General features: G+C 70.6%; 19 protein-coding genes and 1 riboswitch. Of the genes, 9 read left to right on the top strand and 10 right to left on the bottom strand.

The annotated features are described in order from the left end of the window. Window positions 1-180: 180 nt before the first annotated feature. The 7 genes from H305_RS49790 to H305_RS0120610 all read left to right on the top strand — a co-directional run bounded on the left by H305_RS49790 (window position 181) and on the right by H305_RS0120610 (window position 8177). On the top strand, window positions 181-504 hold the full coding sequence (locus H305_RS49790; RefSeq protein WP_051370784.1) for a DUF3311 domain-containing protein: 324 nt from the start codon (window positions 181-183) through the stop codon (window positions 502-504). Then, entirely contained in the window at window positions 501-2099 is a 1599-nt protein-coding gene (mctP, locus tag H305_RS0120635) for a monocarboxylate uptake permease MctP (protein ID WP_028802054.1), read from the top strand. The genes H305_RS49790 and mctP overlap by 4 nt, the downstream gene beginning before the upstream one ends. 295 nt (window positions 2100-2394) lie before the next feature. After that, window positions 2395-2919, top strand: a complete 525-nt coding sequence (locus H305_RS0120630) for a GNAT family N-acetyltransferase (protein ID WP_028802053.1) — start codon at window positions 2395-2397, stop codon at window positions 2917-2919. A 31-nt stretch (window positions 2920-2950) separates the two neighbouring features. After that, a riboswitch (cobalamin riboswitch) is annotated at window positions 2951-3133 on the top strand. 134 nt (window positions 3134-3267) lie between these two features. Beyond that, window positions 3268-5649 carry a ribonucleoside-diphosphate reductase subunit alpha gene (locus H305_RS0120625; RefSeq protein WP_028802052.1) on the top strand — a complete coding sequence of 794 codons (2382 nt, stop codon included), beginning with the start codon at window positions 3268-3270 and terminating at the stop codon, window positions 5647-5649. A gap of 62 nt (window positions 5650-5711) precedes the next feature. Then, window positions 5712-6668 (top strand): ribonucleotide-diphosphate reductase subunit beta, encoded by a 957-nt coding sequence (locus H305_RS0120620; RefSeq protein WP_373557590.1) that lies wholly within the window; start codon window positions 5712-5714, stop codon window positions 6666-6668. Window positions 6669-6838: 170 nt separating this feature from the next. After that, window positions 6839-7192: a hypothetical protein gene (locus H305_RS46595; protein WP_158690557.1), complete on the top strand. Its 354-nt coding sequence runs from the start codon at window positions 6839-6841 to the stop codon at window positions 7190-7192. 7 nt (window positions 7193-7199) lie between these two features. Beyond that, the gene (locus tag H305_RS0120610) at window positions 7200-8177 is read left to right on the top strand and encodes a helix-turn-helix domain-containing protein (RefSeq protein WP_037764727.1); all 978 of its coding nucleotides are present in this window, start codon (window positions 7200-7202) and stop codon (window positions 8175-8177) included. A gap of 24 nt (window positions 8178-8201) precedes the next feature. Here the strand turns inward: H305_RS0120610 and H305_RS0120605 are convergent, their stop codons facing one another. The 10 genes from H305_RS0120605 to H305_RS0120560 form a co-directional block, all read right to left on the bottom strand. Further along, the gene (locus tag H305_RS0120605; protein WP_028802049.1) at window positions 8202-9611 is read right to left on the bottom strand and encodes a cytochrome P450; all 1410 of its coding nucleotides are present in this window, start codon (window positions 9609-9611) and stop codon (window positions 8202-8204) included. Beyond that, window positions 9608-10693, bottom strand: a complete 1086-nt coding sequence (gene cyc1, locus H305_RS0120600; RefSeq protein WP_028802048.1) for an epi-isozizaene synthase — start codon at window positions 10691-10693, stop codon at window positions 9608-9610. Before cyc1 ends, H305_RS0120605 begins: the two co-directional genes overlap by 4 nt. A gap of 368 nt (window positions 10694-11061) precedes the next feature. Then, window positions 11062-11712, bottom strand: coding sequence for a peptide deformylase (gene def, locus H305_RS0120595; protein ID WP_028802047.1), 651 nt, complete (start codon window positions 11710-11712; stop codon window positions 11062-11064). A gap of 133 nt (window positions 11713-11845) precedes the next feature. Further along, window positions 11846-12826, bottom strand: a complete 981-nt coding sequence (locus H305_RS0120590; RefSeq protein WP_028802046.1) for a tetratricopeptide repeat protein — start codon at window positions 12824-12826, stop codon at window positions 11846-11848. A 220-nt stretch (window positions 12827-13046) separates the two neighbouring features. After that, window positions 13047-14315 (bottom strand): HD domain-containing protein, encoded by a 1269-nt coding sequence (locus tag H305_RS46590; RefSeq protein ID WP_234020976.1) that lies wholly within the window; start codon window positions 14313-14315, stop codon window positions 13047-13049. Beyond that, on the bottom strand, window positions 14312-15868 hold the full coding sequence (locus tag H305_RS46585) for an HD-GYP domain-containing protein (RefSeq protein ID WP_078629147.1): 1557 nt from the start codon (window positions 15866-15868) through the stop codon (window positions 14312-14314). Before H305_RS46585 ends, H305_RS46590 begins: the two co-directional genes overlap by 4 nt. Window positions 15869-16025: 157 nt before the next feature. Continuing rightward, a complete protein-coding gene (rsrA, locus tag H305_RS0120575) occupies window positions 16026-16328 on the bottom strand; it encodes a mycothiol system anti-sigma-R factor (protein ID WP_028802045.1) in 303 nt (100 codons plus the stop codon). Continuing rightward, window positions 16325-17008, bottom strand: coding sequence for an RNA polymerase sigma factor SigR (sigR, locus tag H305_RS0120570; RefSeq protein WP_028802044.1), 684 nt, complete (start codon window positions 17006-17008; stop codon window positions 16325-16327). Before sigR ends, rsrA begins: the two co-directional genes overlap by 4 nt. A 254-nt stretch (window positions 17009-17262) precedes the next feature. Beyond that, window positions 17263-17934 carry an alpha/beta family hydrolase gene (locus tag H305_RS0120565; protein WP_420708102.1) on the bottom strand — a complete coding sequence of 224 codons (672 nt, stop codon included), beginning with the start codon at window positions 17932-17934 and terminating at the stop codon, window positions 17263-17265. A 1-nt stretch (window position 17935) separates the two neighbouring features. Beyond that, window positions 17936-18751, bottom strand: coding sequence for an SOS response-associated peptidase (locus tag H305_RS0120560; RefSeq protein ID WP_028802042.1), 816 nt, complete (start codon window positions 18749-18751; stop codon window positions 17936-17938). A gap of 50 nt (window positions 18752-18801) precedes the next feature. Between H305_RS0120560 and H305_RS0120555 the strand changes: the two genes are divergently transcribed. Both H305_RS0120555 and aroA read left to right on the top strand, forming a co-directional pair. Then, window positions 18802-19524, top strand: coding sequence for a M50 family metallopeptidase (locus tag H305_RS0120555; protein WP_028802041.1), 723 nt, complete (start codon window positions 18802-18804; stop codon window positions 19522-19524). Window positions 19525-19924: 400 nt separating this feature from the next. After that, window positions 19925-21265: a 3-phosphoshikimate 1-carboxyvinyltransferase gene (gene aroA / locus H305_RS0120550; protein WP_028802040.1), complete on the top strand. Its 1341-nt coding sequence runs from the start codon at window positions 19925-19927 to the stop codon at window positions 21263-21265. Window positions 21266-21276: the final 11 nt, after the last annotated feature.

Genomic DNA, 21276 nt, shown 5'->3' with positions numbered 1-21276 from the left:
GGAACGGGCCTGCGCCCCCCCCCGGGGGCGTCGCTTCGGGTGCTGTCGAGTTGACGGGGCGTCGCCGGTCTCATTGCTGTTGGGGACCGATATGCGGACGAGGGGTTCCGCTTTCCTGACGCCGTCGCCTACATTGCCTGCGCGTTACACAGGTGATCAGCGAGGGGACGGAGTCGCCGTATGTCAGATGTGCCTGAAGTGAAACCACCGGTGGTCACGCCGGTGCGCGTAGTGATCGCCCTGTGCCTGCTCGCGCCGTTCGTGGCGATGCTGTGGGTCGGCTCCTACGCCAAGGCCGACCCGGCCTTCATAGGCATCCCGTTCTTCTACTGGTACCAGATGGCGTGGGTGCTCATCTCCACGGCGCTCACGATGGTCGCGTACCAGCTGTGGCGGCGTGACCAGCGGGCCCGCGCCTCCGCCGCCACCCGCACCTCCACCAAGGGCGCCCCGGCCTCCGCCGAGGGTGCCGGAACATCGGCCGAGGGGAGTGCCGGAGCATGAAGGACGGCGTCAACGGCGTCGCACTCGGCGTCTTCATCTTCTTCTTCCTGGCCGTCACGGTCGTGGGGTTCCTGGCCGCGCGCTGGCGCAAGGCCGACAACGAGCACAGCCTCGACGAATGGGGACTGGGCGGACGGTCCTTCGGAACCTGGATCACCTGGTTCCTGCTCGGCGGTGACCTGTACACCGCGTACACGTTCGTGGCCGTACCGGCCGCCATCTACGCGGCGGGCGCGGCCGGATTCTTCGCCGTGCCGTACACGATCCTGGTCTACCCGCTGATCTTCACCTTCCTGCCGCGCCTGTGGTCGGTGTCCCACAAGCACGGATACGTGACGACGTCCGACTTCGTGCGCGGCCGCTTCGGTTCCAAGGGCCTGTCCCTGGCCGTGGCGATCACCGGCATCCTGGCGACCATGCCGTACATCGCGCTCCAGCTGGTCGGCATCCAGGCCGTTCTGGACGTGATGGGCGTGGGCGGCGGCGACAACACCAACTGGTTCGTCAAGGACCTTCCGCTGCTCATCGCCTTCGGTGTGCTGGCCGCCTACACCTATTCCTCGGGCCTGCGCGCCCCCGCCCTGATCGCGTTCGTGAAGGACACCCTGATCTACATCGTGATCGCGGTGGCCATCATCTACATCCCGATCAAGCTGGGCGGATTCGACGAGATCTTCAAGGCGGCGGGCGACAAGTACACCGCGGCCGGCGCGGGCGGCCTCGTGCCTCCCGAGGCGGGCCAGTGGACCTATGCCACGCTCGCGCTCGGCTCGGCCCTCGCGCTGTTCATGTACCCGCACTCGATCACGGCGACGCTGTCCAGCCGCAGCCGCGAGGTGATCCGCCGCAACACCACGATCCTCCCGCTGTACTCGCTGATGCTGGGCCTGCTCGCGCTGCTCGGGTTCATGGCGATCGCGGCCGGGGTGAAGGTCACGAACGGCCAGCTCGCGATCCCGCAGCTGTTCGAGAACATGTTCCCGGACTGGTTCGCGGGTGTGGCCTTCGCGGCCATCGGCATCGGCGCGCTGGTCCCCGCGGCCATCATGTCGATCGCCGCCGCGAACCTCTTCACGCGCAACATCTACAAGGACTTCATCAAGCCGGACGCCACTCCGCAGCAGGAGACCAAGGTCTCCAAGCTGGTCTCGCTGCTGGTGAAGGTGGGCGCGCTGGTCTTCGTCCTCACCATGGACAAGACGGTCGCCATCAACTTCCAGCTCCTGGGTGGCATCTGGATCCTGCAGACCTTCCCGGCCCTGGTCGGCGGCCTGTTCACACGCTGGTTCCACCGCTGGGCGCTCCTCACGGGCTGGGCCGTGGGCATGCTCTACGGCACGATCGCCGCGTACGGGGTGGCCTCGCCGACGCAGAAGCACTTCGGCGGCAGCGCCAAGGAGATCCCCGGCATCGGGGAGATCGGCTACATCGGCTTCACGGCGTTCACCCTGAACGTGGTCGTGACGGTCGTCCTCACGTTCGCGCTGCGTGCGTTCAAGGCCCCGGACGGCGTCGACGAGACGTCCGCCGAGGACTACACGGCGGACGCGGGCGACCCGGGCGTCGAGGTGGAGCTGCCGGTGGCGGCCCACTGAGCTCACGGTTCCACACTCCGCGGCGCCCCTCGGTCAGGGGGGCGCCGCGGTCTTTTTCCGCGCCGCGGACACGTGTGGGCTGCCGGGTCCGACCGGCACCGACACACGCATGCGGGCCGCCGCATCCGACCGGCACCGACAAACGCATGCGGGCTGCCGGGTCCGACAGAAGCCGGGTGGACCGCCGCGCCCCGAGGCCGAAGGGCGGACTCGGACCGTCGCGCCCGCCCGGCCCCGATGGCCGCCCCCTGGGAATCCGGCGGCCCTCCCGCGCGATCTCCCACAGACTGTGCGCATGGACACAGTCATCCGCGTCGCGCGTCCCGAGGAGTACCCGGACCTCGGCGAGATCACCGCCCAGGCCTATCTCCGCGACGGACTGCTCGACTTCGGGGAGAGCGACGCGTACCTGGGAGAGCTGCGGGACGTGGCCAAGCGCGCCGCCGCGGCCGACGTGCTCGTCGCGGTCGGACGCGAGTCCACGCCCGGCACGCAGCGGCTGCTCGGTGGGGTGACCTTCGTGCCGCGCGGCGGCGCCATGGCCGACATCGCCGGCCCTGGCGAGGCCGAGATCCGCATGCTCGCGGTCGCCCGCGAGGCACGTGGCCGAGGTGCCGGGGAGGCACTCGTCCGCGCCTGCCTCGATCGCGCGCGGAACACGGAGGACTGCGTACGCGTCGTGCTGTCCACCCAGCACTCCATGCACGCCGCCCACCGGATCTACGAGCGCCTCGGCTTCACCCGCACCCCGGACCGCGACTGGAACCCGATCCCGGAACTGGACGACATCCGGCTGCTCACCTATGAACTGACGCTCTGACAGCTCTTCTGCCACCCTCCGAAGCCGACACGACACAACATGTGGGGGTGGTCCCGCGGCCCGGCACAAGATGTATGCTCATGCTCGCTGTCGCCGCAGGGGAATCCGGTGCGAATCCGGAACTGTCCCGCAACGGTGTACTTGTGCGTGTTCGCGTATTTGCCTGCACGCGCTGGCTTCAGTCCGAGGACCTGCCGACAGCGCACCCCGGCCGTCCGGCCCGGGTGCCGACGACGTCCGGGCCTCGCGGAATGGGCCGGTGGACGCGGCGTGCTGCTCTCCGGTCAGCGCCCCCGTGTGCCTCCGTGCCTCCCGACAGGCCCCGTGCCGAGCGAGGGAGAGCCCCACGTGACCATCGCGCCAGCCGATCCGGCTTCAGCGTCAGCGCAGCAGGCCCCGGTGGAGACGGACGGTCCCGGTACCGCGCTGCTGCGGGTCCTGACCGATCTCACCGCCGACCTCCCCGACGCCGACCCCGGCCGGGTCGCGGCCGCCGCGCTGCGCGGCCGGTCCGCCCGGGCGGACGAGGCGGAGCTGCGTGAGCTGGCCACCGAGGCGGCGGCGGGACTCATCTCCGAGGACCCCGTGTACTCGCGGCTGGCCGCCCGGCTGCTGACGATCAGCATCGCGGCCGAGGCCGCCTCGCAAGGCGTCGCGTCCTTCTCCGAGTCGGTCGCCGTCGGCCACCGCGAGGGTCTTGTCGCGGACCGTACGGCGGAGTTCGTCCGCCTGCACACGGCCCGCCTCGACGCGCTCGTCGACGTCGAGGGCGACGACCGCTTCGGCTACTTCGGCCTGCGTACCCTGCACAGCCGCTATCTGCTCCGCCACCCGATCACCCGCCGGGTGATCGAGACACCCCAGCACTTCATGCTCCGGGTGGCGTCGGGTCTCGCCGAGGACGACACCGTCCGCTCCGTGGACGAAGTCGCCGCGCTCTACCGCCTGATGAGCCGCCTCGACTATCTGCCCTCCTCCCCCACGCTCTTCAACTCCGGCACGCGGCACCCGCAGATGTCGTCCTGCTACCTCCTCGACTCCCCGCTGGACGAGCTCGACTCCATCTACGACCGCTACCACCAGGTGGCCCGGCTCTCGAAGCACGCGGGCGGCATCGGGCTGTCGTACTCCCGCATCCGTTCGCGCGGTTCGCTGATCCGCGGCACGAACGGGCACTCCAACGGCATCGTCCCGTTCCTGAAGACCCTCGACGCCTCGGTCGCCGCGGTGAACCAGGGCGGCCGGCGCAAGGGCGCGGCGGCCGTCTACCTGGAGACCTGGCACTCCGACATCGAGGAGTTCCTGGAGCTGCGCGACAACACCGGTGAGGACGCCCGACGCACGCACAACCTGAACCTGGCGCACTGGATCCCGGACGAGTTCATGCGCCGGGTGAACGAGAACGGTGACTGGTCGCTGTTCTCCCCGGCCGACGTGCCGGAGCTGGTCGACCTGTGGGGCGACGAGTTCGACGCCGCCTACCGCAAGGCCGAGGAGGCCGGGCTCGCCCGGAAGACCATCCCGGCCCGCGACCTGTACGGCCGGATGATGCGCACCCTCGCGCAGACCGGCAACGGCTGGATGACCTTCAAGGACGCCGCCAACCGGGCCGCCAACCAGACCGCCGAGCCGGGCCACACAGTCCACTCCTCGAACCTGTGCACCGAGATCCTGGAGGTCACGGACGACGGGGAGACGGCGGTCTGCAACCTCGGTTCGGTCAACCTCGGTGCCTTCGTGAGCAACGGTGACATCGACTGGGAGCGGCTGGACGAGACCGTCCGCACGGCCGTGACGTTCCTGGACCGGGTCGTCGACATCAACTTCTACCCGACCGAGCAGGCGGGCCGTTCCAACGCCAGGTGGCGCCCGGTGGGCCTCGGCGCGATGGGTCTCCAGGACGTCTTCTTCAAGCTGCGGCTGCCCTTCGACTCGGCCGAGGCGAAGGCGCTGTCCACGCGGATCGCCGAGCGCATCATGCTCGCCGCGTACGAGGCCTCAGCAGACCTCGCCGAGCGCAACGGCCCGCTGCCGGCCTGGGAGAAGACCCGTACGGCGCGCGGTGTGCTGCACCCCGACCACTTCGACGCCGAGCTGACCTGGCCGGAGCGCTGGGCGGCACTGCGGGAACGCGTCGCCACGGTCGGCATGCGCAACGCGCTGCTGCTGGCCATCGCGCCCACCGCCACCATCGCGTCCATCGCGGGCGTGTACGAGTGCATCGAGCCGCAGGTCTCCAACCTGTTCAAGCGCGAGACGCTCTCCGGCGAGTTCCTCCAGGTCAACTCCTACCTGGTCGCCGACCTCAAGGAGCTCGGCGTCTGGGACGCGCGCACCCGGGAGGCGCTGCGCGACTCCAGCGGCTCCGTGCAGGACTTCGCGTGGATCCCCGCCGAGGTCCGGGCGCTGTACCGCACGGCGTGGGAGATCCCGCAGCGCGGCCTGATCGACATGGCCGCGGCGCGCACCCCGTTCCTGGACCAGTCGCAGTCGCTGAACCTGTTCATGGAGACGCCGACGATCGGCAAGCTCTCCTCGATGTACGCGTACGCCTGGAAGCAGGGCCTCAAGACGACGTACTACCTGCGCTCGCGCCCGGCGACCCGCATCGCCCGCGCGGCCCAGGCGCAGGCGCAGCCCGAGAAGACGATCCCCGTCCAGCAGGTGGCCGACCCCGACGCCGTCGCCTGCTCCCTTGAGAACCCCGAGTCCTGCGAGGCCTGCCAGTGACCACCGCCCCGAACACCGAGAAGAGCCTGCTCGACCCCGGCTTCGAGCTGACTCTGCGCCCGATGCGCTACCCCGACTTCTACGAGCGCTACCGGGACGCCATCAAGAACACCTGGACCGTCGAGGAGGTCGACCTCCACTCGGACGTCGCCGACCTCGCGAAGCTGTCCCCGGCGGAGCAGCACCTGATCGGCCGTCTGGTCGCCTTCTTCGCGACGGGCGACTCGATCGTGGCGAACAACCTGGTGCTGACGCTGTACAAGCACATCAACTCCCCGGAGGCGCGGCTCTACCTGAGCCGGCAGCTCTTCGAGGAGGCGGTCCACGTCCAGTTCTATCTGACGCTGCTCGACACCTATCTGCCCGACCCGGAGGACCGGACGGCCGCCTTCGCGGCCGTGGAGAACATCCCCTCCATCCGCGAGAAGGCCGAGTTCTGCTTCAAGTGGATGGACTCGGTCGAGAAGCTGGACCGGCTGGAGAGCAGGGCGGACCGCCGCCGCTTCCTGCTCAACCTCATCTGCTTCGCGGCGTGCATCGAGGGGCTCTTCTTCTACGGTGCCTTCGCCTACGTCTACTGGTTCCGCAGCCGCGGCCTGCTGCACGGCCTCGCGACCGGCACCAACTGGGTGTTCCGCGACGAGACGATGCACATGTCGTTCGCCTTCGAGGTGGTCGACACGGTCCGCAAGGAGGAGCCGGACCTGTTCGACGACCAGCTGGAGCAGCAGGTGACGGACATGCTGCGGGAGGCCGTCGAGGCCGAGCTGCAGTTCGCCCGCGACCTGTGCGGTGACGGTCTGCCGGGCATGAACACCGACTCGATGCGGCAGTACCTGGAGTGCGTCGCCGACCAGCGGCTCTCGCGGCTGGGCTTCGCTCCTGTGTACGGCTCGGAGAACCCCTTCTCCTTCATGGAGCTCCAGGGCGTGCAGGAGCTGACCAACTTCTTCGAGCGGCGCCCGTCGGCGTACCAGGTCGCCGTGGAGGGCACCGTCGACCTCGACGAGGACTTCTGACGGGTGCACCGTGGGCGAGGCCGGGCCGCTCGTGCGGCCCGGCCTCGTCATGTCGCGCCCACCCCGCGGCGCCCAGCCGGGCCGGAACGGGCCTCGCCACGGTGCCGTGCCCGGGGGCAGGTGGATCCTGGAGCGCGGGTGGCACGTCCAAGCGGCAAGGAGGTCATCTCATGCGCCGAACGACCCACCACCGGATGCCGGCCCTCGCCGCGCTGGCACTGCTCCTCGCGGGCTGCGGCACGCGGGGCGGGGGCGAAGCGGGCGGCAGCGGCACCGTGTCACCCGCCCCCACCACCCCGAAGAGCTGCGCCGCGGCACGGGCGGAGCTCGCCGCCACCGACACCGGCCGTACGTTCTGCCTGTCCGTGGGCGAGGTGATCCGTATCGGGCTGGACGGCACGTCCGCGCGGCCGTGGGCGCCCGTCAAGGCCGGCGGCAGCGGTCTGGAGGCCACCAACAGCGGTGTCGTCCTCCAGGCCGGTGACGCCAGCATGCGCCCCAGTGTGCCGTGGAAGTGGCAGTAATTCGAGGGTGCCGGACAGTCCTGCCACGAACGTGGCCGCCATCCTGCTCGACGGTGTACATCCCTTCGAACTAGGCGTGGTCTGCGAGGTGTTCGGGCTCGACCGCAGCGACGACGGCCTGCCCGTCTACGACTTCGCCGTGGCCTCGGCCGAGGGCCCGGACCTGGGTACGCATGTCGCGGGCCTCACCCTGTCCACCCCGTACGGCCTCGACCGGGTCGAGGAGGCCGACCTCGTCGTCGTCCCGGCCGGCGAGAACTTCACCGGCCGGGAGTACCCGCCCGCGCTGCTGGAGGCCCTGCGCCGGGCCGTCGGCCGCGGGGCCCGCGTCCTCAGCGTCTGCTCCGGGGTCTTCGCCCTCGGCGCGGCCGGACTCCTCGACGGGCGGCGGTGCAGCGCGCACTGGCGGCACGCGGAGGAGCTCGCCCACCGTCATCCCCGGGCGATCGTCGAACCGGACGTGCTGTACGTCGACGAGGACCCGGTGCTCACCTCCGCCGGCACCGCCGCGGGCATCGACGTCTGTCTCCATCTGGTCCGCAAGGAGCAGGGCCCGGAGGTCGCCAACGCCATCGCCCGCCGGATGGTGGTGCCCCCGCACCGCGACGGCGGTCAGGCCCAGTACATCGAGCGCCCGCTGCCCCGAGCCCCGGGCGACACGATCGGCGACGTGCTGGCATGGATGGAGCGGCACCTCTCCGAGGACGTGACCGTCGAACAGCTCGCGGCCCGAGCCCGCTTGGCCCCGCGTACCTTCGCGCGCCGCTTCCAGCAGGAGACGGGTACCACCCCGTACCGCTGGATCCTGCGCCAACGGGTACTCCTGGCACAGGAGTTGCTGGAGGCCACGGACGAGACGATGGATGCGATCGCGAGCCGGACCGGGTTCGGCAACGCGGCGGCCCTGCGCCATCAGTTCGTCCGGAGCCTGGGCACCACCCCGCAGACGTACCGGCGCACCTTCAGGGGCCCGCGGGCTGCCTGAAGGTGCGCCGGTGGGCGCGGCGGATCAGCGCGGACGTGCCGTGAGCAGCAGCTTGTGCGGGCGCAGGGTGATGCCGACACGGGTCGTGTCATTGGACCCGGACACCTGCTCGTAGCGCCAGCGGGACGCCACGGTCGCGGTGATCAGGGTGAGCTGCGCCATCGAGAAGTGGTCGCTCGGGCACTTCCGGTTGCCCAGGCTGAACGGACGCATCGCGTACTTCGGGATGTCCTTGGACCGTTCCGGAAGCCAGCGCTCAGGATCGAAATCCAGGTGCTGCCGGTACGAGCGGGGGTCGCGCTGGATCGCGTACGGGCTGTAGACGATGTCGGCACCGGCTGGAATGCGATAGCCGCCGAGCTCGGTTTCGGTCACCGCCCGCCGCGTCAATATCCATACAGCAGGGCACAACCGCATCGCCTCGACGACGACATTGTTCGTGTGGGACAGCTTCCGGACGTCGTCGAATCCGACGGGTCGGTCCCCCACGACGGATTTGACCTCTGCGGCCACCTTGTCCGCCTGTTCCGGATGTTCCGCAAGGACCTGGAGGAGCCACATGATCGTGGATGCGATGGTTTCACTGCCGGGCGTCAGTATCGCGACGACTTGGTCGTGGATCTCCTGTTCGTCGATGGGGTCGCCGTTGTCGTCCTTCGCTTCCAGCAATGCCGTCAGCAAATCGTCCGGCTTTTGACCAGATGACCGTCGTTCGTCGATGATCTCGTCCACGAGGTCATGCAAATCGGCCAATGCGTGGTCGAATTTGCGCAATGGGGGAAGAGGCAGCCGATAGAGCGGCCCCGCCGGGATGACCATGCGCCGGTACATGCCGCGGAACACGGTCGTGAGCGCGACGCTCAGCCGCTCCGCACGCTCGTCCATGAACTTGCCGCGCAGCAGGCAGCGGGCCGCGATCCGGACGGCGACACGGAACGACTCCGAGGTGCAGTCGACCGTCGTCCCCGGCTCCCAGCGGGCCGCGAACGCACGCGCCTCCTCCTCCATGATCGGCCCGTACTCGGGGATGATGTCGGCCCGGAACGCCGGCTGTATGGTGCGCCGTTGGCGCCGGTGCTGCGGTCCGTTGGCGGTGGCGACGCCCTTCTTGCCCAGCAGTCCTTCGAGGGACTCCCACAGCGGGCCGCCGATCTCGTAGTCGGGGTCGAGCGCCAGCGCGCCGGTGAGCGCGGGAGTGGTGACGGCATACACCGTCTTGGGACCCAGCTTGAGCCGGACGATGTCGCCGTGGTCGCGGAGCTGGGCCAGGAAGCCCAGCGGGTCGCGGACCAGTTTCCAGCCGTGGCCGAGCCCCGGTACACCGCCGCCCGCGAGCGGCGGGACGGACAGCTCCGGCGCACGGGGGGCCGGAGTCCGCGGGGGTGCCGCCCGGTCGAGCGCGGCCGAGAGCTCGGGGGATGACTCGACGGTCATTTCTCACCTGCCGCTTCATTGTTGACGTACGGGGGTGTGGAGCGGTCGTCCCAGTTGTCGACCATGTACCGGCCCGACTCGTGGTGGAACCAGTACACGGAGCTGAACCAGTTCCGCATATTTCCGATGCACGCCCTGACGGCGACGCCCGTCGCCTTTTCCTCCACGGTGCCGTCCATGAGGGAGTCGGCGAGCCGTAATGCGTCCCGTTCGGCGACGAGGAATTCACTGATGCATTCCTCGACGCGCCGCCTTATTTCCGTTACCGCCTCTTCGAGTGTCAGCCCGTCGTGATGAATGAGACTGATTCCGAGATTGTGGACCTCGTCACCCGCTATTTCCTTGGGAAGCGAACACAGATCGTTGTACCAGGCGGCGAATTCCTGACTGAGCAGTGCCGCGCGCTCATAGGCCGGGTGTTTCCGTACGGTGACGGGAAGTTCGAATTGTGCGCTGGGCTCCAGCAGATCGGTCCAGATCCAGTGCGCGAATGTCAGTCGGCGTAGTTCCAGGTATGCGTCGACCGTGGGGACGGTGCCGGACGTACGGTTGCGGAATTCTCGGTCGTACGCCTCGATCACCGCATGGAAGTGGAGTGCGAACCGCTCGTTCCACTTCTTGCCGAGGAACGAGTACAGGCGCACCATGCTGTCCGCGAACCCCGCGACCAGGGGATCGGGGTGGTGCAGGTGGTCCCCGGGGGAGTCGAGGGCCGCGTGGAGCCGGAACCTGAGCCTGCGCCAGGCGTCGGCCCGGCCGTGGATGACGTCCCGGTCGTGCCGGTCGTCCCAGACGAAGAACCAGGCGCTGTAGTCCGCTATCGCCTGCATGACGTCGTCGGGGGCGCCTATGTAGTAGCCCGCCATGAGGTCGGTGTAGCACAAGCCGTCGGCATATTCCTCGACCTTGTCCGCCGGCATGAGCCGTTTTTCGAGGAGCCAGGTCCTGGTCTTCTCCTGGAGCCTGGGCCAATACGGGTGCAGTTGCCGGGGAAACTCTGACTCGATCACCGGAAGAGAGAGCGCTGGTGGAACCGCGACCGCTGTCGGTGTCGATGAAGTGCCGTGTGAGAAAGCATGCACGAACAAACCCCTCTCAGCCGCCTGTTGGCGGTACGCCCCTCCCTGTGCCGGGCGTGCGCCGTTGCGTATCCCCGCACTCCCCATTCAGCACCACAACTGACCGTTCTGGGAACGGATTTGCTCCACTCACTACCCCACGATGCCGAGAATCTCCCCTTGTGTGACTGAATATGGATCACTAGAGGAGCACAAGGGATCGAACGTGCGACGCACGCACGAACGGCGCCTGGCCAGGAAGGTTCCCTGACCAGGCGCCGTTCGAGAGGGCTCACGAGAGGCCGTGAGTCCCACCTGTCATTTTCTGTCTCAGTCGTTCGCGAGGGCGGGCGCCGGTGGCCCGACCGCTCCCGGGGCGGTCGCCGGACCGCTCAGTCGTTCGCCACGATCGGGTAGCGGGGCTCGCCCTCGGCCATCTGCCGCAGCGCGTCCTTGCGCTCACGCTTGGAGAGACGGTCGATGTACAGGTAGCCGTACAGGTGATCCGTCTCGTGCTGGAGGCAACGGGCGAAGTAGCCGGTGCCCCGCACCTTGACCGGGTTGCCCTTCTCGTCCTGCCCGGTGACCTCGGCGTAGTCGGGACGGGCGAGCGGCGCGTACGCGGTCGGCACCGACAGGCAGCCCTCGTTGCTGTCGTCCAGACGGCGCAGCTCGGCAGGCAGTTCGACGAGCACGGGGTTGCAGACGACCCCGACGTGCCGCTTGCCCTCGTCGTCCATGCAGTCGTACACGAAGACCTTCAGGTCGACGCCGATCTGGTTCGCGGCCAGGCCGACGCCCTCGGCGGTGCGCTGGCTGGCGAACATGTCCGCGACCAGCTGGTCCAGCTCCCCGCCGAACTCCGTGACGTCCTTGCACTCCTTGTGCAGCACGGGATTCCCGACGACAGTGATCGGCCTCGAGGTCCCGCGCTCGCGGTAGGCCGTCTCGCGCTCCTCGCAGTCCTCGGTGTCGATGACGAAGCCGTCGTCGTCCACGGGGAGCACGCCCGCGTGCTGCTGATCGGTGTCCTGCTGCGCCATGACGACGTACGCCTTCCTCAAACCTTGGGAAATTCTGCGAGTACAGCCTACGGGGAGCGACCGGGTGACTTCCCGGCGATCCCACGGGACGGTCGCGGCCCGGCCGGCTTCCGCGGCCGTCGTACCGGCGCGCTCAGCAGACCTCTTCCAGGTCCCGCCAGTCCCGGGAGTCGGGGCTGTCGGCCACCCAGCCGTCCAGCAGACCGCGCACCAGCGAGGCCGGCGCCGCGAGACCGCACTCCCGCTCGGGCACCCACAGCTGCCCGTCGGTGCGGTGACCGAGCGGCCCCGGGTGGCCGGGTTCGCTGTGGTCGTGCGGGTCCAGGTGCTCGCCGTCACCCTCGTCGGACGGCATCCGCGACTCGGAGCACATCCGGCACAGCAGCCGTACGGAGGACGACCAGTCCTCGGCGGCGAAGCCCGCGTCCGCCGCGAGCTGCTCCAGCGCGTCGCGGTCGTCCTCGGTGGCGGCCTCCAGGAGGACCACCCAGGTGGGGACGGGCGAGGGCGCCCACAGCTCGATCTCGTCGAAGACCGGGTAGGCGTGTCCGGCGGCTGTGGTCCGCTCCCCGTGGGGCACCCCGTCGTGCAGCACGACCTCGCCCCAGCGCCGTCCGGAGGACGGCAGCGGAATGGACAGCACCTCCACGCGGGCGGGGTCGAGCCGCCGCCCCCACACCACCTCGGCCTCCCCCTCGGGGGACAGCCGTACGGCAGCACTGCCGAGGTCCATGCCCACCGGCTCCCCGGAGACCGCGGCGCCGCCCGGCACCCGCAGCCCGTACGCCTGCCAGGCGCGCCGGGCCAGCGGCCAGTCCTGAAGGGCGGTGGCCGCGATGCCCACGTTCCACCAGTCGGGCGCCCCGGTCTCCCGGTCGAGCAGCGCGACGGCCCGCAGGCCCGCCGCCCTTGCCTGTTCCCAGTCGTGCCGGAACTTGTGCAGCAGAGCCAGGTTGAACCAGGACTCGGACAGCCACGGCTCCAGGTCCGCGGCGCGTGTCAGCAGCGCGCCCGCGTCCTCGTACCGGCCGTCGCCGATCAGCGTGAACGCACGATCGGTGGCCTGCCGCCATGAGGCGGAGGGCCGGTGCCGTCCCTTGCCGAAGATCCTCACGATTCCCGCCTGCCAGTTCCTTGCGTTTCCCGCCTGCTGGTCCTTCGAAGAGTCCCTTGAAGACAGTGCAGCCCCGGGCTGGCCCGTGCCCCCGAACACCCTCTTCCTCGCATCCAACCACGTACCGTCGGACGGCCGCTCATTACCCATGGGTTACCCCGCCCCGGGCGAGGTCAGACCGGCCCTCGGTGCCCGGGTCGCCGCCCCCGGTCCGACGTTCTCACCCGTCGGTCCTGTTCTGCGACAGCACCCTGGCCAGCGACTCCACCACTTCCGGCTGGTAGTCGTGGGCCGTGGCCAGCCGGAGTCTCTCCAGCGCGGCCAGCGGCCCTTCGGGTCCTGCTTCCCTGGCCATCTCCTCGTATGCGTTCACGGTCCGGACGATCCGCGCGGTCATCGGCTGCTCCCGGTACGGGTCGGCCTGCCGCTCCACGACCACGGCGACCTCGGCGTCCACCCCGGTCTGGCGGACGACGGCCCCGCCCAGCAGTGCGATGCGCCGCTGCTCGTCCGCGGGCAACGCGGCGGTGGCCCCGGCGGGCACGGGGTCGACGAGGCTGAGCTGGCCGATGTCGTGCATGAGTGCCGCGTACTCCAGCACGACGAGGTCGGGCGCGGTGAGCCCCAGCTCCCGGCCGACGGCCCGGCTGAGGGCCGCCACCCGGCGTGCGTGCCCCACGGGCGTGTACCCGGCGATCTCGGTCGCCCGTGCCAGGGAGGCGATGGTCTGCCGGTAGGTGACCCGCACGGCCGCGTACCGGCGGAAGGAGAGCTGGGTGAGCAGCAGGGGGAGCGAGAAGACGGGCAGGGCCCACAGTCCGACCACGGCGGCCGCCAGCGACATCACGGCCCCCGTCGCGCAGACGGCCGATCCGATGCCGAGCGTGGCCCGCAGTTCGTCCCGCAGCAGGGGCCCGAACGGCCACCGGGCGCGCGAGTGCGCCATCGCCGCCGTGAGGACGGCGTCGCACAGCGCGGTGAGCACCAGCAGGGCGACCAGGAGCACCGCGTACCTCGGACCGCCCCACTCCAGCAATCTTCCCTGTTCGTAGAGGGGTTGGAAGCAGACGGCGGCGAAGGCGACGGTCAGCACCCGCCGGGTGAGGTGATCCGTGGTGGGCGCGTGGCCCCTGGCCACGTGGGGCACGCTGCCGAGCAGGGTGGCGGCCGACACCACGGCGACGACCTGGAGGGCACCGTGCTCGCTGGGCCGTCCCGCCTGCTCCCCGAGCAGGGCGTACGACAGGGCCGCGGCGGCACCGAGCGGCGCGGACTCGCGTTCCTCGGCGCCACTCCAGCGGGTGAGTTCCCCGAGAGTCACGAGGAGGCCGAAGGCGAGAGCGGTGCCCCGGTCGTCGAGCCCGTTCCACAGCGTGGAGGCGAGGGCGGCGAGCCCGAGCAGGGCGGCACCCGTGCGGGCGAGGGCGTTGAACGCGGCTGTGCCCGAACGGGTGAGGGCGGGCGCCGGGAGCGGCCGGGACAGGCTCATGGGCCTCCCCCGATCCCGATGTCCTCGGCGCCACCCCGGACACCGTCCTCCTGCGACGCATCCTCGCCCGGCCCGGCGCCGGGCGCCGCCCCCTCCGGCTGTCGCCCGTTCACACCCGTACCGCCCTCGGGCCCGCAGCCTTCACCGGGCGACGCCTCGCTCACGGGCGGGCCGGGCGGGCGGGAGCGGTTCGGGCCGGGGCCGCTCGACGCGGGGACCTGCCGGCCCCCCGCTCTCCGCGGGCCCGCCGGTGCGCCGGCCGGCGACGTGGTGTCCGCGGTGACCACGGGGTGCCAGCCGTGCCGGGAGAGCGCCCGGACGAGCGCCCGCACCATCCCGGGGTCGAACTGCGCTCCCGCGCACCGCTCCAGTTCCTCCAGCGCGGCAGGCACCGGCCGGGCTCGCCGGTACGAGCGGGTGGACGTCATGGCGTCGAACGCGTCCGCGACGGCCACGACCCGCGCGAATTCGGGAATCTGCGCCCCGACCAGGCCGTACGGGTATCCGCTTCCGTCGAGCCGCTCGTGGTGGTGGAGGATCGCCGACCGGGCCTCCCCGAGGAACCCGATGCCCCGCACCATCTCGTGCCCGTACTCGGGATGCAGTTCGATCACCCGCCGCTCCTCGGGGGTGAGCGGGCCGTCCTTGCGCAACAGCCGCGTCGGGACACCCAGTTTGCCGACGTCGTGGAGAATGCCGGCGAAGCGGAGGACCTCGACGCGCCGGTCGTCCATGTCCAGTTCGCGCGCGATCATCATGGCCGCCTGGCCGACCCGTTCGCTGTGCCCGCGGGTGTAGCCGTCCTTGATGTCGACGGCCTGGACGAGCGCGCGGATGGTGGCCTGATGGGCGGCCCGCTCACGGTGGTACTGGGCGAACACCCAGCAGGACACGTACATCGGCAGCAGCACGAGCAGCGCGGCGACGGGCCCGTACGGGCTGCGCCACAGGACCGCCATCATCAGCCCCGCGAGCCCGTGCACGCCGACCGGCGCGAGGGAGCGCGCGAACAGCCCGCACCAGGCGGCGCGCGCCGGCACCCGTTCGGCGAGCGCCAGAATGCCGCCGTCGAGGGCGGTCAGCACGAGGCAGAAGGTGAGCACCGCCGCCCCGGCGGGCAGCAGCGCGTACGGGAAGTCGGGCGCGAGGACCGCGTCCCGGCCGCCCAGCGCCCCGTGCACACGGGAGGCCGCCCAGACCGCGACGGCGAGTTGCGAGGCGCGCCAGACGCGGCGCAGCCAACGCGGGCGTTGTTCGACCTGGGTGAGCAGGGCACCCGGCACGGCGACCAGCGCGGCGGCAGGGGGCGGCAGCAGAAAGGCCCCGGCCAGCAGCACGGGGAGGAACGTGCCCATCCCCGGCGGGGCATCGCGGTCATGGGCGGTTCTGGAGGCGCGCCGGAGCGGGATCCGCTCGCACCCGGCGTAGAGCAGGGCCATCAGCGCGACGATCCACCACGGGGCGCGCAGGTCGGGCAGCGGAGCCAGACAGGCCAGGGCCGCGAGGGCGACACACGCCACGTAGACGCGGGCCCACGCCTGGACCGACCCCATCTCCTCGCCCCCTCCCCGGTTTCCGGCTCCGGAGCCTAGGGCGGTGGGGACTGCACGGGGACGCGTATGAACGAATCCGCGGGCTCGGAGCCCGCGGATTAGCACGTTCGGGTGATTGGTGGACGATCTCCGTGAGGAGGCGACGCCGCGCCGGGGGTCAGGACTCCTGCGGCGTCGCGGTCACGTCGTGTTCGGGCACGGCCTGCCCGGAGCGGATCAGGTCGATGCGGCCCATGACCTTGGCACGCAGGTCCGTCGGCACGTCGTCATGGCCGCAGCACCGCTTGACCAGCTTCTTCACGGCCTGCTCGAGGCCGTACTTCTCCAGGCACGGGGAGCACTCCTCGAAGTGCACCTCGAACTTGGTGCAGTCCGCGTCCGGCATCTCATGGTCGAGGAACTCGTACAGATGGTCGAGTACCTCACTGCAATCCGTCTCGTGCGGCTCTCCGCAGCTCATGAGCCCGAGCCTTTCGCTTCGTTCGACTCTCCGGCGCCGGCCGGAACCAGCCCGCGGTCACGCGCGTAGTCCTCGAGCATGCCGCGCAATTGGCGACGGCCCCGGTGGAGCCGGGACATCACCGTACCGATGGGTGTCCCCATGATGTCCGCGATCTCCTTGTACGCAAAGCCCTCTACGTCGGCGAGATAGACGGCGATGCGGAATTCCTCGGGGATCGCCTGCAGCGCCGCCTTGACGTCCGAGTCGGGCAGGTGGTCCAGCGCCTGCGACTCGGCGGAGCGCAGTCCCGTCGACATGTGCGACTCGGCACGTGCGAGCTGCCAGTCCTCGATCTCCTCGGCCGCGCTGCGCTGAGGTTCGCGCTGCTTCTTGCGGTACGAGTTGATGAAGGTGTTGGTGAGAATGCGGTACAGCCACGCCTTGAGGTTGGTCCCCTCGCGGAACTGGTGGAAGGACGCGTACGCCTTCGCGTACGTCTCCTGCACCAGGTCCTCGGCGTCGGCCGGATTGCGCGTCATGCGCAGGGCGGCCGAGTACATCTGGTCGAGGAATTCGAGCGCGTCCCGCTCGAAGCGCGCGGTGCGCTCGGCGGACGACTCCGTGCTCGTGCCCTGGCCCTCGGGCTGCTCCGCCTGGCCGTGTTCGGTCCCTGCGTCGGTCCCAGTGACCGGACCCACCTCCTCAAGCGATGTCGTGAGACCGAGACCGGTCCCACTGGAATCGGAGGATAGACGAACATCAGGCCCACCCGCCGCCCGAATAGGGGCGTTCTTACCCGCGTGCAGCACCGTCCAGTCCAGGTCAGCGCTGCTGCGACGGCTCGGGCAGATGGTCGAACCCATGCGGCGGACTTCCTCTCCTCGGAACGGTCAGCACGGTTCGTGCTGTCTGCTCCGCACAACAGTTGTCCGCCGCCCGGCATTCCCGTGCGTCACCCGAGTGACGCGGTCCACTTCGCGACACCGTCGGTGATGACCTTCAGCGCCTCGTCCTGGCCGAGCGGAGCCCGTTTCGGCACCGCGAAGCCGTGATCGCCGTACGGCACCTGGATCAGCTCGTACGGGCCCTCGGGGAACTCCTCCGGCTTCCCGAACGGATCGTTGCCGCCCTGGACGACGAGCGTGGGTACCCCGGCGCCGAGCAGTTCGTCGGCGCGGGACTTCTCCGGCTTGCCCGGCGGGTGCAGCGGGAAACTGAGGGCCAGCACGGCGGCGGCGCCCAGTTCCGTCGCGGTCCGGCAGGCGACGCGGGCGCCGGCGCTGCGTCCCCCGGCGATCACCGGCAGGCCCGGCCGCACCAGCGCCGGCCACAGTCCGCGCCACCCCACGTCCAGCGTCTTCGGCGCGGGTGCCAGCTTCTTCCCCGCCACCCGCCAGGGCTGCTCGACAAGGGCGACGCTCACACCGTGCGCGGGCAGCACCGCGGCCAGCGCACGGAGGTCGCGCGCCTCGATGCCGCCGCCCGCGCCGTGACTCGCGGCGAGGACGAGCCCCGCCTGCGCGGCCCGGTGCCAGGTGATCCGGGCCGTGCCCGCGTCGGTCTCGATCGTCTCGGTGGTCACGGCGGTCTCGTTCGTCCCGGTCGTCCCAGTGGTCTCGGTCACGTCAGAAGAGTGTGCCCTCTTCGGGGCCCTCCAGCTCCTTCAGCAGCTCCGGGCCGTTGTTGCGGACGTTGCTGACGGCCGTGGAGACGGGGTAGGCGCGCATCAGTCCGGCGGGCGGCGGCGCGAGCAGTTCGCGGAGGTCCTCGGCGTCCGTGCGGGCGGGGTCGAGCCAGGAGTTCCAGCGGTCCGGGGTCAGCATCAGGGGCATCCGGGGGTGGATGTCCGCCAGCGTGTACGGCCCGTCGGCGGGTGCGACCGCCAGGGGCGTGGTCTCGGCCTCGGTCGTGATCACGGAGCACGTCACCCACCAGGCCTGCGGGTGGTCGTCGGGCAGCGTCCTGTCGCGCCAGAACTCGTACAGTCCGGCCATCGCGAAGACCGAACCGTCCGCCGGCGTGACGAAGTACGGCTGCTTGCGCGGACGCTTCTTCTTGCCCTCGACCTCCAGCTCGCGCTCGGCCGCCGCGGTGACCCACTCGTAGTAGCCGTCGGCGGGGACGATGCAGCGCCGGGCCGCGAAGGCACGGCGGTACGAGGGCTTCTCGTGCACCGTCTCCGCGCGTGCGTTGATCATGCGGGCGCCGCCCTCGGGCGTCTTGGCCCAGGACGGTACGAGTCCCCACTTGAGCCGGCGCAGCTGGCGAACCGGCTTCGGGCTGTCCGCGTCCTTGAGAGGACGGTCGAGAACCGCGTACACCTCCTTCGTCGGGGCGACGTTGTAGTCGGGGGCCAGGGCCTCATCGGGCTCCCACTTCTCGACCTCGAAGATTCCCGCGAGATCTTCGGGCCTGCGACTCGCTGCATACCGTCCGCACATACGTGCCACACTGCCAGATTCCGCGACACCACAGGGAGCCACCGCAGACAATGGACAGCACCGCATCCACCTCGCTGGCGAGCCTCTGGGACCAGGTCTTCGGCAGTCAGCCGGACCCCGACCTGTGGGTGGTGATCGCCACTCTGGTCGCCGCCCTCGCGGTGATCGTCCCGCACGGCGTGTGGCGGATGTCCCGGAACGCCATCACCATCGCCCACGAGGGCGGCCACGGTCTCGTGGCCCTGCTCACGGGGCGCAGCCTCAGCGGTATCCGGCTGCACTCCGACACCAGCGGCCTGACGGTGAGCCGGGGCAAGCCCACGGGGCTCGGCATGATCCTCACCGCCGCCGCGGGCTACACCGCTCCCCCGCTGCTCGGCCTGGGCGGCGCCGCACTGCTCGCCGCGGGTCACATCACCGCGCTGCTGTGGCTGGCGACGGCCCTGCTCGTGGCCATGCTGGTGATGATCCGGAACGCGTACGGGGCGCTCACCGTGATCGCCACCGGCGGCACCTTCCTGCTGGTGTCCTGGCTGGCGGGGCCGCAGGTGCAGGCGGCGTTCGCGTACGCGGTGGTGTGGTTCCTGCTGCTCGGCGGGGTGCGGCCCGCCTTCGAGCTCCAGGCCAAGCGGCGCCGGGGCGGGGCGGGCGACTCCGACGCGGACCAGCTGTCGCGGCTCACGCACGTGCCGGCCGGGATGTGGCTGTTTCTCTTCCACGCGGTGTCGCTGTGCTCGCTGATAGGCGGCGGGCGGTGGCTGCTGGAGGTGTGACGGCCGGCGCACCGTCCGGGCGGGCTCCGGGCCGGCCGGGTCAGCCGGGTCGGCCGGGTCGGCTCCGGGCACGCGGCCCGAGCGGACTCCGGGCACCGTCCGAGCGGGTCTCGGGCGGGTCCCGAGGGGGTATCGGGCAGGGGCTGAGCGGACTCCGGGCAGGTCCGAGCGGGTCTCGGGCGGGTCCCTGGCAGGCCGCCTTGCCGAGCGCGGGGCGCGAGGGCGTTGGCGTGACGTCGCGCCGACCGGGAAGTGCTTCATATTCGCGCCCGAGTGGGCAAGAGGCGGCGCCTCACTTGACACAGCATGCGCCCGCGCATGCATCCGAGGGCTGTTTCGCTCATGTTTCGCCGCTTTTGATCAAGATTTCCATCCATCGCCAGCCACTAAAGTGGGGCGCATGACCGTGAACCCCGCCCACACCGCCCTCTGGCCCGCCCCGCACGCGAGCGGAGCCGTCGACGCGACGGTCCAAGTGCCGGGGTCCAAGTCGGTCACCAACCGCGCTCTCGTGCTGGCCGCGCTGGCCTCCGAGCCGGGCTGGCTGCGCCGCCCGCTGCGCTCCCGCGACACCTTGCTGATGGCGGGCGCCCTGCGGGCGATGGGCGTGGGCATCGAGGAGACGGTGGCCTCCAGCTCCACGGTCGCCGCCGGCCCTGACTCCTCCGGCGAGGCCTGGCGGATCATCCCCTCGGGCCTGCGCGGCCCGGCGACGGTCGACGTCGGCAACGCGGGCACCGTGATGCGCTTCCTCCCGCCGGTCGCCGCACTCGCCGACGGCCCCATCCGTTTCGACGGCGACCCGCGTTCGTACGAGCGCCCGTTGAACGGCGTGATCGACGCCCTGCGCCTGCTCGGCGCGCGCATCGACGACGACGCGCGCGGCGCGCTGCCGCTGACCGTGCACGGCGGCGGCGCCCTGGACGGCGGGCCGGTGGAGATCGACGCCTCCTCCTCGTCCCAGTTCGTCTCCGCCCTGCTGCTCTCCGGCCCGCGCTTCAACCAGGGGGTGGAGGTGCGGCACGTCGGCTCCACCCTGCCCTCCATGCCGCACATCCGGATGACCGTGGACATGCTGCGCGCGGTGGGCGCCCAGGTGGACGCCCCGGAGTCGGGCGGCGAGCCGAACGTCTGGCGGGTCACACCGGGCGCACTGCTCGGCCGCGACCTGATCATCGAGCCGGACCTGTCGAACGCCCAGCCGTTCCTGGCGGCCGCCCTGGTGACCGGCGGCAAGGTCGTCGTCCCCGACTGGCCCGCGCGCACCACCCAGCCGGGCGACCGGCTGCGGGAGATCTTCACCGAGATGGGCGGCTCCTGCGAACTGACCCACATCGGACTCGAGTTCACGGGTTCGGGTGCGATCCACGGCATCGATGTGGACCTGGGCGAGGTCGGCGAGCTGACCCCCGGCATCGCGGCGGTCGCGGCACTCGCCGACTCGCCCTCCACGCTGCGCGGCGTCGCCCACCTGCGGCTGCACGAGACGGACCGTCTGGCCGCGCTCACCAAGGAGATCAACGAACTCGGCGGCGACGTCACCGAGACCGCCGACGGCCTCCACATCCGCCCGCGTCCACTGCACGGCGGCGTCTTCCACACCTACGACGACCACCGCATGGCCACCGCGGGCGCGATCATCGGTCTGGCGGTGGAAGGAGTGCGGATCGAGAACGTGGCGACGACGGCGAAGACCCTGCCGGACTTCCCCGAGCTGTGGACCGGAATGCTCGGGAACTGACGGGCGGACCG

Origin of the sequence: Streptomyces sp. 142MFCol3.1 (assembly GCF_000424945.1) — a bacterium.
In the GTDB taxonomy this organism is placed as follows: domain Bacteria; phylum Actinomycetota; class Actinomycetes; order Streptomycetales; family Streptomycetaceae; genus Streptomyces; species Streptomyces siamensis.
Note: the sequence above shows the minus strand (reverse complement) of the source record. Positions and strands in the feature narration are given on the sequence as shown.